General features: G+C 66.7%; 10 protein-coding genes and 1 pseudogene. 3 read left to right on the top strand and 8 right to left on the bottom strand.

Going from position 1 to position 13,693, the window contains the following annotated elements:
* Window positions 1-15: 15 nt before the first annotated feature.
* The 6 genes from DR_RS06365 to DR_RS06340 form a co-directional block, all read right to left on the bottom strand.
* Window positions 16-927, bottom strand: a complete 912-nt coding sequence (locus tag DR_RS06365; protein WP_034350720.1) for a cation diffusion facilitator family transporter — start codon at window positions 925-927, stop codon at window positions 16-18.
* 75 nt (window positions 928-1,002) lie between these two features.
* Window positions 1,003-2,727 carry a dynamin family protein gene (locus DR_RS06360; RefSeq protein ID WP_027480202.1) on the bottom strand — a complete coding sequence of 575 codons (1,725 nt, stop codon included), beginning with the start codon at window positions 2,725-2,727 and terminating at the stop codon, window positions 1,003-1,005.
* Between the two features lie 61 nt (window positions 2,728-2,788).
* Window positions 2,789-3,649, bottom strand: coding sequence for a prepilin-type N-terminal cleavage/methylation domain-containing protein (locus DR_RS06355; protein WP_034350728.1), 861 nt, complete (start codon window positions 3,647-3,649; stop codon window positions 2,789-2,791).
* A gap of 20 nt (window positions 3,650-3,669) precedes the next feature.
* Window positions 3,670-4,230 carry a type II secretion system protein gene (locus DR_RS06350; RefSeq protein ID WP_010887876.1) on the bottom strand — a complete coding sequence of 187 codons (561 nt, stop codon included), beginning with the start codon at window positions 4,228-4,230 and terminating at the stop codon, window positions 3,670-3,672.
* On the bottom strand, window positions 4,231-4,695 hold the full coding sequence (locus DR_RS06345; protein ID WP_010887875.1) for a type II secretion system protein: 465 nt from the start codon (window positions 4,693-4,695) through the stop codon (window positions 4,231-4,233). It abuts the gene before it with no gap.
* On the bottom strand, window positions 4,692-6,950 hold the full coding sequence (locus DR_RS06340) for a hypothetical protein (protein ID WP_162177751.1): 2,259 nt from the start codon (window positions 6,948-6,950) through the stop codon (window positions 4,692-4,694). The genes DR_RS06345 and DR_RS06340 overlap by 4 nt, the downstream gene beginning before the upstream one ends.
* 142 nt (window positions 6,951-7,092) lie before the next feature.
* Here DR_RS06340 and DR_RS06335 point away from each other — a divergent pair, with 142 nt between their 5' ends.
* Both DR_RS06335 and DR_RS06330 read left to right on the top strand, forming a co-directional pair.
* Entirely contained in the window at window positions 7,093-7,839 is a 747-nt protein-coding gene (locus DR_RS06335; RefSeq protein WP_373969211.1) for a DUF4388 domain-containing protein, read from the top strand.
* Window positions 7,840-7,882: 43 nt separating this feature from the next.
* Window positions 7,883-10,783: pseudogene (locus DR_RS06330) on the top strand (GAF domain-containing protein).
* A gap of 56 nt (window positions 10,784-10,839) precedes the next feature.
* Here DR_RS06330 and DR_RS06325 read toward each other — a convergent pair.
* Window positions 10,840-11,886 carry a Sectered polysaccharide deacetylase gene (locus DR_RS06325; protein ID WP_234944685.1) on the bottom strand — a complete coding sequence of 349 codons (1,047 nt, stop codon included), beginning with the start codon at window positions 11,884-11,886 and terminating at the stop codon, window positions 10,840-10,842.
* A 113-nt stretch (window positions 11,887-11,999) separates the two neighbouring features.
* On the opposite strand from DR_RS06325, the gene DR_RS06320 reads away from it, so the two are divergent.
* Complete coding sequence (locus tag DR_RS06320; protein ID WP_010887868.1) at window positions 12,000-13,208, top strand: glycosyltransferase family 4 protein; 1,209 nt, start codon at window positions 12,000-12,002, stop codon at window positions 13,206-13,208.
* On the opposite strand, the gene DR_RS06315 is transcribed toward DR_RS06320, so the two are convergent.
* Window positions 13,150-13,680, bottom strand: a complete 531-nt coding sequence (locus tag DR_RS06315; protein WP_164927961.1) for a glycosyltransferase — start codon at window positions 13,678-13,680, stop codon at window positions 13,150-13,152. The genes DR_RS06320 and DR_RS06315 overlap by 59 nt on opposite strands.
* Window positions 13,681-13,693 lie beyond the last annotated feature (13 nt).

The raw sequence follows: 13,693 nt of genomic DNA, 5'->3' as shown, positions 1-13,693 counted from the left end.
CCGTAAATAGGCGGGTCAAACCACCAGCACGCCGCAGTGCTTGGCCTGATCCTGCGGCTCCACGTGAATGGTGACGTTGGCGCCGGCGATGACGCCCTGGACGGCATCTTCCAGTCGGTCACAGATGGTGTGGGCATCGCGCACCGTCATCTCGCTGGGGACCACGAGGTGAAACTCGACGAAGGTGACCTGCCCCGAATGCCGGGTGCGCAGGTCGTGGATTTCCAGCGCGCCAGTCGCCTCCTCGCTGATGACGCGGCGCAACTGCGCGTCGGTGTGGGGGTCCACGCCCGCGTCCATCAGGCCGCCGACGCTGCTGCTGAGCAGGCCCCAGCCGCTCCAGAGGATATTGAGCGCGACCAGCAGCGCAAGCAGCGGGTCAAGGATGTGCCAGCCGGTCAAGCGGGCCAGAACCACTCCAATCAGGACGCCCACGCTCGTCACCACGTCGCTCATCACATGTTTGCCGTCGGCAATCAGCGCTGGGCTGCGGCTCGCCTGCCCGATGCGGAGGAGGACGTTCGCCCACACCAGATTGATGACGCTGGCGCCCATGTTGACGCCCAGCCCCAGCCAGGGCGCGTCCACCGCGCGGGGGTGCGAGAGCTCGGGCACTGCCACCCGCAGGATACTCAGCGCGGCGAGCACGATCAGCACGCCTTCGACCACCGCACTGAGGTATTCGGCCTTGGTATGCCCGTAGGGATGCGAGGCGTCGGCGGGCCGGGCCGCCACCCACAGCGCCAGCAGCGCCCCACCTGCGGACACCACGTTGATGATGCTTTCGAGTGCATCGGAAAACAGCGCTACACTGCCGGTCAGGCGGTAAGCGAGGAACTTTAGCCCCAGCACCAGCAGCGCCACCCCCACCCCGATGGCGGCGACCCGCACGGGAGACGCGGCGGCAGGTGAAGACGGGGCACTCATAAGCGGCAGGCTAACAGGGTTAGGCGCCACGAAAACCGGCACCGCGCCGGGAACAGCCGCCGTTGAAGCTGTTTTTTACTGGGCTGATTGAGGCGCAGTCACGTCCTTGCCGAGCCGCGCCACTTCGGCTTGTAAGGCCTCGACCCGCGAGCGCAACTCCGCCGAGCGCTCGCCCGCGCTGCCCAGTTGCTCGCGCTGCTGCTCGGTGAAGCGGATGTAGGGCTGGGTCGCGTCATTCAGCCGGGCGTCGGCGCGTTCCTGCTCCTGCTCGTACTCGCGGCGGACGATGCGCTCAAGTGTCTCGCGCAGCTCAGCCACCTTCTGCCGCAGTTGCCGGTGCGCCTGGGTGCGTTTGCCGGGGAGCAGCAGCAGGCCGAGGCTGCCCAACGTGAGCCCCGCCAGGATGCCCCCGGTAAAGTCGAAGGCGGTGGCCCCGATCAGAGCGCCGACGCCCGCGCCGAGGCCCACGCCCCCCGCCAGCCCGCCGATCACGCCTTTCATGGCGTCCTCAGCGTCCTGCGAGAACTGCCGGGCGAGCTGATGCTCGGTGGTCGTGGCGAGTTGCTCGCGGGCGCTGCCGCCGATGCCTTCGAGCAGCGCCCCCCGGTCATAGGAAAAGCGCGTGCGGGCCACCTCGCTGCTGGGCTGGCGGCGAATCAGCAGCGCCTGCACGTCCTCCCAGAAATGCAGGTTGGTCTCGACGAAGCGGTCGATCATGGCTCCGAACTGCCGCTCAATGGCCGCCGGCAACTCGGCCACCGCCTCGCGCCGGAACTGCTCTTCGAGGTCGCGCGAGTTCATCAGGCCGCGCAAGTTCCCGAAGCGCAGCTTGTCGTCAATGAATTTGTCGGCCCGCACTTCGAACTCGCTGAGCAGCCGTCCCACCCGCCCGAGCTGCGCGTCGAGTTCACCCCGCATCGTTTCACGGTGCCGCTCGCGCTGCCGCTCCAGATCGTGCAGGATGCCGAGGTCTTCTTGCAGGGTGGCCCGCGCCGCCGCGCTGCGCCGTTCCTCGCCGCCCAGCAGCTCGGCCGCCGTGCCCAGCGGGGAAGCGAGCTTGAGCCGCGCCCGCTCGGTTTCCGAAAGCCGGTCGCGCAGGGCGTCTCGCAGGGCCGCGAAGCCCGCGTCTCCCCCACGCTGCTCGCGCCGGGCACTCACCAGAAAAACCGGCGGATTGAGGCCCAGCACGCCCCGCGCGCCCGTTTCCACGAAGGCGCGGACCTGCTCGGCCTGCTCAGGGGTTTCGAGCAGGTCGGCCTTGTTCACGACCATGATGACGCTGCGGCCCCAGCGAGCGGCGAGGGCCAGGAACTGCCGCTCGGACTCAGTGAAGGGCCGGTCGGCACTCGTCAGAAACAGCACGAGGTCGGCGCGCGGCAAAAAGCCCTCGGTCAGCGCCTGATGCTGCCGGATGATCGCGTTGGTGCCGGGCGTGTCCACCAGCGCTACTCCTTCCAGGCTGGGCAGCGGATGGGTCAGGCGGCTGACGAAAGGATCGCGGGTGGGTTCGAGCTGTCCCGGCGTGTCGCCATGCACGAGCACGTAAATGCGGTCGGTGGTCGGCGTAACGCCCTCCGGCAGCACCTGCGCGCCGAGCAGCGCATTGACGAAGCTGCTCTTGCCGGCATTGAATTCACCGACCACCACCAGCAAAAAAGCCTCGTCGAGCATCCGGGTCGCCGTGCGGGCATGTTCGATCACCTCGGGCGGAGCGCCCTGGCTTTCCAGAAATGCTTGCAGGTCCCCGAGCAGTTCGCGCTCGCGTGACAGGAGATGCTGAACCGGGCTGGACACGAGCATGCGGCAAGTGTAAAGCCTCCGCCGGGGCATAGGCAGAGGCTCAGGCAAGGGCAAAGGCGGTTCAGTTGGCCGCGACTTTGCCGAGGTTCGTGGGATAGATGGTGATGCTGTAGGTGCCGGTAGCGTCGGGCAGTCGGAGGACTTTACCGCCCGTATTGCGGATGGTGGCGAGGTTGAGGGTAACGCCGGTAACGGGATTGGCGCCCGAAGTTACTGTGCCACTCGCCGACTTGAGGTCAAACATGGTGTAGGTATTGGCCGAGGTCGTAAAACCAGTAGTGACGACAGTGGGAGCGATGTAATCGGTCAAGAGGTTGGCATCGCCACCATCTAGTGTCGTGGTCGGGACTGTATCCCCTGAGCTAAAGCCATAGAGCGTCTTACGATACTCGGCCAACACCCAGACCGCGTCGTTGTTCGGCTCATCGCCTGGATTGCTCGCTGTGGGCGCAGTCGTGCCACCAGTTCCACTCACCCACGTTGAGCGTTTCACTGGATAGTACGCAAAAAAACGGTAACAGAATTCCGCGCCGCTGCCGCCGCCCGGCGCCGTCGTGGGGCAAGTCCCCACCGACTTGGGCGGCAGGATGACGGCCAGAATGGGGTCCGTGCCGGTCAACCAGTTGGCGAAGCCACCCCGGGGCGTTCCAGTCACCGGATTTTGTCGGAGGTTCGCCGTGCTGGTCGACGAACTTCCAAGTTGCAACGTCTGCCCTGCTGGATAGATGTACCAGGCTTCCTTGAGCTTGCCGACGATCAACTGCTGAGCATTCAGAACTTCTTGTTGCAATTCGGCGCGGCTGCTGGACTGGGTCGAGACCCGACTGCCCTGGCTGAAGAAAGTCACGAGTGCCGAAAGCACGATGCCCAGGAGCGCCAGAGCCACGAGCAACTCGACGAGGGTAAACCCCTCAGACTTCATTTGCGTTTCTGAGCAGTTCATTATTGCGGCCTCAGAACATCGACAGTAAGCGAAAAATCCTGCGGGCCAACAACCTGGGTGCCGTTTGTTCCCGTCGTCCCCGATTGCACCACAAGCCGTCGCATGGCAGGCACCGACAAAGCTGTGCCACTTCCCACCTGTGCTCCCGTTGCCGCTGTACAGGTTGCCTGGACGTTGACTGTGTTGCTGGGCGGGCCAGCTTTGGTGGGATTGGGGTCAGGCGCCTGCCAGAGGGTCCCGTCCGCTTTGAGGGGCGCGGCACGCGAGTTCAAGTTGATGAACTTGATGCTGTAGCCACTCGGCAACGTGACGCCGGGGGCACAGGCATTGTCATAGTTGCTCTGCGTTTTCCAGGCAGCACGCACATTTTCCAGGACGCCCTGAACCTGCGTGGTGGTGTCGAGTTGCTTTTGCGACTGCCTGTTGAGGCTGAGCGAGCCGGTCAAAGTTGCAGTCAGCACCGCAGTCAGGATGCCCAGAAGTGCAATGGCGACCAGAATTTCGATAATCGTGAAGCCCTGTTCGTAGACTTTCGATTGACCTTTGTCTTGAAAACCCATTCAGGACCCCGCTTTAGCAAGAATGACTTTGCCGGTTACGCCCACGATTCTGATTTCATAATCGCCAATTCCGTTCATGGGGCTCCTGACGGTATAGATGCTCCCTATAGCGCCCAATTCGCCGTACGGTGCCTGATAAGTGATGTTCGTCGTCGTGCCGGTGCCGCAATTCGATTTGCAGATCAGCTGCACATTGTTGGGAATGGTTTTAACGTCCGTGTCGAACCTATAGGTGGTTCCGCCTGTACTCCCCGGCAACACGACAACAATATCTCTGCTGCCCCGCTGCGCCTGCGAGCGCGCCTGGCGTAGATCCACCGCCACCTGAGTCGCCGCTTCCCGCAGCTCGGCAGCCCGAATGCTTCGCACAAGATTCCAGCCGAACAGACCCATCAAAATACCGATGATCGCTATGACAACCAGCAGTTCAATAAGAGTCATCCCCGATTGTCCACGATCTTTCATTGGAAAGAAATCCCTCTGGAAGAAGTCGTCAGCGGCACAATGCTCGACAGGCTATTGGTGGACACAGCCGAGGCCGGCTTTACGTTCCAGCGGGGCGAAACAGGGAAGAACGGGGGGGTCGTGCCTTTGTTGAGGCGGGTGTCGTAGGTGAAGTCACGCCCATAGCCGGTTCCACTTCCGCTGCCGTACGTTCCGAAAGCCCCATACCAGTTCTCGATCAGGCTGCCGATCAGCTTAACGCTGCCGCTCTGAGGCCGTGAATTATAGTTCTCAACCGTCGCCTGACCAGTACTCGCCATAATTGCGGCGTGAACGTTGACGTTTCTGGGCGTCGTCGTCCGCACAATGACGTTGCCGTTCTGGCTGTAGATGCCCAGGACGTTGCCGGGATTGCGGGTGCAGGGCGGGGTGGCCTTTGTTTCGGAGAAGGTACAGGGCGTTTCCGACACGGTCAGGTCAGAAGCGATGCCGATGTCGCCGCTCGCAGCGAGGGTGATCTTGGCAAACGAAGCCAAGGCGGGCGGCGCCTTGTCCAGCGCCCCGGTGGTATCGCCACTGATACGCGCCGGACCGGAAACATTGGTCATGTTCTGCCCGTAGATGACCCCATTGAAATTATCCTGAAAGGTCGTTGCCTGTGCCCACGTGCCGCCTGCCGGTTTTTTCTTCAAAACCATGTCGGGTCCATAGCGGTACTCGTCGGTAATAACGGTGTTAGAAGCAGTGTTCTGACATGTTACAGTCCTGACATAATAATGCGGCTTAGTGTATGTCTTAAGCGAAGTGCCTGTTTCCGGATCGGAACTGGGCCAGTCTACGTAAGTTTGGGTGGGGTAGTACTTAAACCAGCTCCAGTAATCTTGCTGTTGCCAATTTGAAGTCGTGCAGTTCCGGGTCACCTCACGCCGTTTGACGGTGATGTACTGATAGATATCGCCGGAGGCCTCAGCCCACTTGCTGTTGGCATAGCTTGAGAGGGGGGTGCCGCTCCCGTTGGCGGCCTTCAGTTCAACTGAGTCCACTTGACCGCTGAGAGAAAGGCCCGCGCTGTTTGCTGCCGCCATCTGATCGCTGGCATTTTCCGGCAAAGGTTTGTAGTCAGCGGTAAAATTGACTTTGGAATAATTAATTTGCGTGCTGTCGTCTGGCATTTTGACGAAACCAACCGTGCGTGGTGACGCAGCCACCTTATCGGTGATCCACTTGCTCCGCTTAGCGTTGGTATCTTCCGTACTGGGCGGTGTCTGGAGCACATTACCGATATACACCCCGGCTGTTTTGGCACAGTCACCGCTGGCCGGGCGTCCGTCGCGCGGCAGGTCCGTGCAGCCGACACTGCTCACTCGCTCGAGAAACTGGGCGCTCGCGTTGGTATCGAAAAGAAATTTCTCGTTGGTGTGAATAGAGCCGTCAAAGCGTTGGTCAGTGAAGTTCACACTAGGTGCTCCTGCCGGATCGTAATTCGAACTGCTGGGGGGCTGAGAGCGGTGATGATTGGTCATGAGCACGTCTTCGAGCAGGCTGGGCAACTCGATCTGAAACCACCACTCGCCGTCGTTCGCCCGCGATGCCGTCATGACACGTGTAGCGTTCCCGACGATGCCGCGCGCCCGTGCATTCTGAACCCCGAAGAAAAAGCGGTAGACCGTGGGCGACAGCTGTACCACTCGCAGGGCGCGGACCCCCAGACGCCAGTTTGTGGTGCCGATGTCGGTCGTCAGCAGGGTTTTCCACCACGCCTTGACGGTCGCCGGATCGTTGATATCGCTGGGGCGTTCGGTGGCATCTTCGAGGACGTTGTAGGCCTGCGGCGTGACCAGATCAGCGAGAACCGAAAATTGATCAGCGTTGTTGACCGTCGTGTCGACCACGCACTCTTTCGCGTCAGGGTAAAGCTGGTCATCAAGCGTAGAACGCGCAGCCGCGTAAGCACTGGTCGCGGCCCAGGGGTTAGTCACACTCGCTTTGTTGCAAAATTGCTTGGCGTAAGTTTCAAGGTCCGCGACGGTCGTTCCGGGCGGCACCTGCAACTGGGTGATGCTGCCGCCATTGGGGCCGGGAATTTCAGCAGTCAGCAATTTCTGATAGTCCTGAAGCCGGCGCGTGATCATCGCCATCTGCGACTCTGCGACGTACTGCGCCTGCAACGTCGCCGCCTGATCTGCTGTACTTTGCCGACTGCTTAAACTCAGGCGCAGAGTGGCGGCCAGGATTCCAGCCAGCAGGATGAGAGTGAACATGACCACGACGATCATGCTTGCCCCCTGGTTCGCTTCATATCGGCGCATAGAGGCCAATTGTGAAGACAAATGACCGCCACGGGAAGCCCCCGGACAGGGGCCGCTGCCTACAAATTGTCTATTGGGCTGCGGACCTCCTGAGCCTACAATGGCCTCCGTGACCACTACCGCGCCCCTGCGGGGACAACTTCAGGACCTGCAACTTCCCGACCTGCTCGACCTCCTGCACGGCACCCGGCAGACCGGGGTGCTGCGCGTACAGGCGGCGGTCACCGGGCGGCATGTTCTTCCTTTTCAGTTATCGCTGGTGCGTGGCGAGATCGTCAGCGGCGCTGTGCTCGACTGGCTGGGCCTCGACGCGTTGCTGAGTTGCCCGCCGGACCCGCAGGCGGGCGAGTTCGAATTCGTGGTGCGACCCCAGGGCGGCACGCCTCTGCTGCCCTATGCGCAGCTCGTGGCCGAGTGGGCGCGGGTCAGCGACGAATGGCAGCGCATCTGCGCCGTGATCGGCAGCCCTAGCCGCCGCTGGCAGGCGCCCTTGCCGGGGTTTCAGGCCGCCGAGGGCCGCAGCGTGCGCGCCGCCCTGCCCCAGAGCAACCAATCGCTCATTGCCCTCGCAGAAACACTCGCGCAGGCCGTTCTCGGCGGGCAGGCCCGGCCCAGCGGACAATTCGCCTGGTTCGGGCTGCGGCTGGACGTGAACGCGCCGCGCCTGACGGGGCACCCGCTCGCGCAGCTGATCGATGGGCAGCGCGACCTGGGTGAACTTGCCGCCCTCACCTCCACTGGCGCCACGCGGGCTTACCTACTCGCCGAGCTCGAAGCGGGCCTGCGCTTTCCGGGCTGCGGGTGGGTCTGGCGCGACCTGCTCTGGGAAACGGACGTGCTGGGCGAGTCCGACTGAGCCTTTCGCCTGTGGCCCGCTGCTAGACTCGGGCCCGATTTTGATGGTCGCCCTGCCCCCCGCTCTGGCCCAGGCGAGCACCGTTCCCGCGTTCGGGGCGCTGCTGGCCGCCTACGCCTGCGAGCAGACCGGCGCCCACGGCACGCGGGTGTGGGTCGCCAGTGCCGGCGCGCTGCACGAGGTCGCCTGCGAAGGCCGGGGGCTGGCCCTGAGCGACGGCTCGCTGGCACAAAAGGCACTGTCCGGCGGCAGCCGCAAACCGGGGGCATGCTCAGCGCCCTGCCCTTCGGCTGCGGGGTGCTGGAACTCGTCGGCGCGAGTGAGGAGGGACAGGCGCAGTTGCTCGCCCTCGCGCCGCTGCTGGGGCTGGCCCTCGAAGGGGTGCAGGCCCGGGAAGCGCGGCGGGGCCGGGGCCGGATGGCCGAGACGGTCGAAAACCTGGTGCGGCGGCTGGCGGGCAGCCTCGACCTCGGGGTCGTCCTGCGCGGCACGGCGGAAACGGCGGCGCAGGCACTGGGGTTCGAGCGGGCCTTCGTCGGGCTGTTCAGCGAATACAACGAGAGCCAGGCACGCACCGGCGAGATCTTCACCTTTGGCTTCGACGGGCCATTCACCGGCGGCATCGGGGTGGGGCCGATCACCTTCGAGAAACTGGTGCGGCGCGGCGAGACCATCCGTTTCGAGCGGGCGCGCGACGAGCACACGTTGCTGGCCCGCAGCCTCCGCGAACTCAGTCCCGAAGCCGCCGTCATCGCCCCGCTCAGTGCGCGCGGGCACCCGCTGGGGCTGCTGTACGTGGACACCCGGCGCCCCGGCAGCGCCGCGAGCGACGACGACGCGCAACTCGTGCTCGCACTCGCCGAGCAGGCGAGTCTGGCGATTGACAACGCCCGGCTCTACGCCATCGAGACCCGCAAGCGCGAGGCCGCCGAGGCGCTGCGCGAGGCCGGCGCCGTGCTGGCGGGCAGCCTGCACCTGTCCGACACGCTGCTGCGGGTGCTAGAGGGAGCACAGGCCCTCTTTCAGGCCGACGCCGCTGCCGTCTACGAGCAGCAGCCCGACGGACGCACCCTCAACATCACCTCGGCTCTGGGGCTGAGCAGTGAGTACGTGCTGCGGGTGCGCGCCAAAATCGGGGCGGGCGTCACCGGACAGGTCGCCGCCCAGCGCGAGGCCATTGCCGCCCGCGACCTGCCGCGCGAGGGCTGGGGCGGAGGCAGCCGCTACACGCGCGGCCTGCTGGCGCGGGGCGAGTACCCCTACCGGGGCGTGCTGGGGTTGCCGCTGCTCACGCGCGGGGGGCTGTTCGGGGTGCTGACCCTGTACTGGCACGCCGAGTTGCCGCTCGACGCCGACGAACTCGCCCTCGCCAGCGTGTTCGCCGCGCAGGCGAGCTCTGGCCATCGAAAACGCCCGGCTCTACGAAGAAGAACTGCGCCGCGAGCGCGAAGCCGCCGTCCTGCTGGGCGTCGGGCAACTGCTCGGGGAGGACCAGAGCGACCCCGTTCAGAGGCAACAGGCCCTGGCCGAGACTGTGCGGCTGGTGACCCTCGCCCTCGGCGCCGGGCGCGGGCTGCTCGTCCTGGCCAGCGAGGACGGGCCGCCGCGCCGCGCCACCTACAACCTGCACGCCCCCTCTCCCGAAGACCTCGCGCACCTCGCCGGGCAATTGGGCCGGGGGCCGCGCCCTCTGACCCGCCGGGTGTGCCTGCCGACGGCGGGGAGTGCCGTGATCGTGCCCTTGATCGGCGGCGAAGACGGCAGCGAGGTGCTGGGCTTCCTCTACGCCGACGACCCCGGCACCGAATTGCCGGGCGACCGGGTGCTGGGGCTGGCGCGCTCGGTGGCCGACCAACTCGCACTCACGCTGACCCGCGAGCGGCTGCTCACGGCGCTCAGGCGCGAGGAGGCCCGTTACCGCCAGCTCGCCGAGGGTGCCCACGACCTCATTCTGAGTGCGGACGCCGCTGGGAACGTCACCTACGCCAACCCCGCCGCCTGCCGCTTGCTCGAACCGCTGACCGGCCCGCTGACCGGCGCGCCGCTGCTCGCGCTGCCGACGCCCGCCACCCGCGAGGCGCTGCACCTTGCCTGGGACATGGCGCTCGCCCATCCCGCCGGGGGCCGTGCCGAAATCACAGTGGCGGGCTACCGGCTGGAAGTGCGGCTGAGCGCGGTGCAGGGCAGCGGACCGGGCGGTCTGGGGGCCGGAGGCGTGCTGCTGGTGGCGCGTGACCTCTCCGAGTTGCAGACGCTGGCCGACGAAATCGCCCGACGCGGGCAGGCGCTCGAAGCCGCGACCAGCCGTCAGAGCGAGCTGCGCAGTTACCTCGCCCTCTTTACCCAGGCGCAGGAAGAGGAGCGGCGGCGCATCAGCCGTGAGCTGCACGACGACACGGCGCAGGTGTTGATCGCCACCGCCCGGCGCGTCGCCCGGCTCGCCCGCGACCTCGACGGCCCGCAGCGGGAGCGCGCCGACGACATCCGCGCCGACCTCGACACCGCCATCGAAAGTGTGCGGCGCTTCGCCCGCAATCTGCGGCCCTCAGTGCTCGACGACCTCGGGCTGCTGCCGGCGCTGGAATGGCTGGCATCGCAGGCACAGACCGCCGCCCGACTGGAGGTCAGCGGCCCCGAGCGGCGCCTGTCGCCCGCCGCCGAACTCACGGTGTTCCGACTCGCACAGGAAGCCCTGAGCAACGTGGACAAACACGCCCACGCCGCGAGTGCCGCACTCCGCATCACCTTCGGCGAGAGCGGCGTCAGCCTGCGGGTCAGCGACGACGGCCAGGGCTTTACCCCAGAGCAGGCCGAAGCGCGGGCCCAGGCCGGGCACCTCGGTCTGCTCGGTCTGCGCGAGAGGGTGGCGCTTGCCGGCGGGCAGCTCACGGTGGACAGCGCGCCGGGCCGGGGCACGACGCTGGTGTTCGAGCTGCCGGGCTGAGCCTCAATTCCCTTTTTTTCCCGCCTTGCCGTGCCGCGCCAGAAACGCCTCGCGAGTCATCCAGGCCATCTTCGGCAGCCCCTCGCTGGGCGGGCGGGCGGTGCCGTAGCGAGCCGCAGCAGCCGGAAGCCCAGGCCATACCAGCGGGCTTGCAGGGGCGGCAGCTCAACCAGGGTAAAGCCCGCCTTTTCCATTGGCCCGAAAAAAAGCGACACGCCGAAAATGACCTGCGCGTCGGCCAGTTCGGGACGGGTTTGCAGGGCGTGGGCCACGTCGGCCCAGCTGCGGGCGTAGGCGCGGTAGGCGGTCAGCGGACTGCGGGCGGCGAGCCCCACGACGCGGGGCGAATGCAGGTGCAGCTCGGCGGTAGGCGTATCTCGCGGGACTGGCAGCGGCGGCGGCGCATGGTCGAGCGGGGCGATTCGCATCACCCCGTCCGCCCGCCCGGTGAGGTCAATGACGTGGCTCTGCGCGGTAAAGCGGTCCTCGACCAGCCGCAGATAAACGTGCTGGGCAAGGTCGGCGGGGGTCGCTTCCCGCAATCCCGGCAGCTCGCGCACCGGCAGCAGGCGGTAGCCGCGCGCGCGCCAATCTCTTGCCTGGGCCGGCAGAGCGGCGGGGGTAACTTCTACTGTGCCGCCCGGTTCGGAGGCGCCCAGCGCGGGGGGCAGCGGGTGAACCCCCCAGGCCGCGAGTTCCCGCAGCGCCGCGCCGGACTGGGCTGCCGGAGGTAGCCGCCACGCCGTGACCCGCTGCCCGGCGACGGCCTGCAACAATGCCACGTCGCGCACCGGCCCGTCGCCCGCGATTTCGTGTCCGGCACGGGTCGCGGCCCACAGCAACTCCGACGCCTCAGTCGCGAGCAAGGGTGGACACAGCAGGGTGACGCGGAGGCCCGCTTCTGCCAGCAGGTCGAGGGCGCGTCCCAGTTCAGCGGCGCCCTGCACCGGCACCGTCACGCCGAGCGCCGGGTGGCCTGGATGCCCACCGCGCAGCGCTCCGAACGCGCCCGCGCGCAGCAGCGGCGACCAGAGGGCCCCGGCATGGGCGGGCCTCCCGTGCAGTGGCTCATGCTCATGCGGCGGCCCGGCAAAACGGCTCATGGCCCCGACTCTAAAGCACCCCGGCGGGCCCCGCCGCCGTCTCATGTTCTTTCGGCGTATGCTCCTGGGCAGATGCTTCAGGTTTCCTCTTTCCGGGTCCGGGGCAAGGCGTTATGAACCCTCTGAGAATCGGCCTGTTTACCGACACTTTTCTCCCCGACCAGAACGGCATCGTGACCAGCGTCTGTTTGCTGAGCGACGAACTGCGCGCCCTGGGGCATCAGGTGGACGTGGTCGCCCCGCGCTTTCCGGAGCATCTCGACCGCCGCCCCGACGTGCGCCGGGTGGCGAGCGTGCGCTACCCGCTGCTGCCGACCTACCGCCTCGCCTGGCCGGGCCGGCGGTCATTCGAGCAGCGCTACGACCTGATTCACACCCATACGCCGCTCACCCTGGGCCTCGCCGGAGCGCGGCTGGCGCGCAAGTGGGGGGTGCCGCACGTGGCGACCTATCACACCCACCTGGAGGCTTACACCCACTACGTGCCGGGCATGACGCAGCTCAACCGCGCGGTGCATTTCATGCCCAAAGTCGTCGGGCGGCTCTACGGCGAGGCCGACGCCGTGATTACGCCCACCGCCGGCACGCTCGACACGCTGCGGCAGGCGGGCATCACCGACGCGGTGGTCATTCCGACCAGCATCGACCCGGCGGTGCTCGAAGCCGCGCCGCCCATCGCCAGCCCCTGGCCGCCCGGCACGCGCCGGCTGCTGACGGTGGGGCGCCTCGCCCGCGAAAAGCGCTTCGACCTCGTGCTCGACACGCTCGCGGATCTGCCCGGTGCCCACCTGGTCATTCTGGGAGAAGGCCCGGAACGCACCCACCTCGAAGACCATGCCCAGCGGCTCGGCGTCGCGGAGCACGTCACCTTCGTGGGCGTGCGGCCCTGGACCGAAATCGGGGCGTACTACCGCCTCGCCGAGCTGTTCGTCTTCGCCTCCGACACCGAAACCCAGGGCTTAGTGCTGCAAGAAGCGCAGTTGATGGGCGTGCCGGTGGTCGCGGTGGGCGCGCGCGGCACCCTGACCGGCGTGCAAAGCGGCTACAGCGGGTATCTGACGGCGCCCGGCGACGTGCCCGAACTCGTGCGCCGCGCCCGCGAGCTGCTGGAATCGCCCGAGCAGTACGCCCGCTTTTCCCGCCAGGCCCGCGAGTTCGGAGGCCGCACCACGCCCGCCGGAGTGGCGCGGCAGGTGCTGGCGGTGTATGCCCGCACGCTGGGCCTGCCGCCAGAGTCGCCGGATGACCCCAGGGCGGACGGACTCAGTGCTCCGGCGGAGGCAGCCGGTCGTCCCCGAAATAACCCCGTGTATGGCCGGTGAGGTTGCGCAGATGTTGAATCAGGAAAGGTCCCACCCCCCGGTCCAGACGCCGGGCACTCGTTTCGACCAGGGCACGCGGCACGTAGCCGATCTCGCCCAGCCGGGCCAGGTTCTGCCCCAGAATCACGTCCTCGTAGGCCTCGACCTCGGGGTAGCCCCCGGCGAGCAGCGCCGCCTGCGCGTAGGCCGCCAGCCAGCCGGGGGCCGGCAGCGAGTCGGCGTCGGTGGTCGCCACCCAACTGCTGCGCGCCGTGTCCAACCCCAGTTGCCGGGCGCGGGCCACGCCGCCCTCGGGGCAACTCAGCACCTGGGCGCCCCACGAGCGCGCGATCTGGGCGGTCTGGTCGCGGCTGGCGTTGTCCACCACGATCACCTCGGCGGGCGCCAGGGTCTGACGCTCCAGTGCCCTGAGGGTTCCCGGCAGATACGCCGCTTCATTGCGGGCGGGAATGATGACCGAAAACTCTGGCACCGGCCCAGGGTAG

The sequence above is a fragment of the Deinococcus radiodurans R1 = ATCC 13939 = DSM 20539 genome, assembly GCF_000008565.1.
GTDB classification, from domain to species: domain Bacteria; phylum Deinococcota; class Deinococci; order Deinococcales; family Deinococcaceae; genus Deinococcus; species Deinococcus radiodurans.
This window is presented reverse-complemented; position numbering and strand designations above follow the sequence as displayed.

Bases quoted from the DNA above. Each gene is read 5' to 3' on its own strand.
- DR_RS06365 (WP_034350720.1), bottom strand. From the start codon at position 927: ATGAGTGCCCCGTCTTCACCTGCCGCCGCGTCTCCCGTGCGGGTCGCC.
- DR_RS06360 (WP_027480202.1), bottom strand. From the start codon at position 2,727: ATGCTCGTGTCCAGCCCGGTTCAGCATCTCCTGTCACGCGAGCGCGAA.
- DR_RS06355 (WP_034350728.1), bottom strand. From the start codon at position 3,649: ATGAAGTCTGAGGGGTTTACCCTCGTCGAGTTGCTCGTGGCTCTGGCG.
- DR_RS06350 (WP_010887876.1), bottom strand. From the start codon at position 4,230: ATGGGTTTTCAAGACAAAGGTCAATCGAAAGTCTACGAACAGGGCTTC.
- DR_RS06345 (WP_010887875.1), bottom strand. From the start codon at position 4,695: ATGAAAGATCGTGGACAATCGGGGATGACTCTTATTGAACTGCTGGTT.
- DR_RS06340 (WP_162177751.1), bottom strand. From the start codon at position 6,950: ATGATCGTCGTGGTCATGTTCACTCTCATCCTGCTGGCTGGAATCCTG.
- DR_RS06325 (WP_234944685.1), bottom strand. From the start codon at position 11,886: ATGAGCCGTTTTGCCGGGCCGCCGCATGAGCATGAGCCACTGCACGGG.
- DR_RS06320 (WP_010887868.1), top strand. From the start codon at position 12,000: ATGAACCCTCTGAGAATCGGCCTGTTTACCGACACTTTTCTCCCCGAC.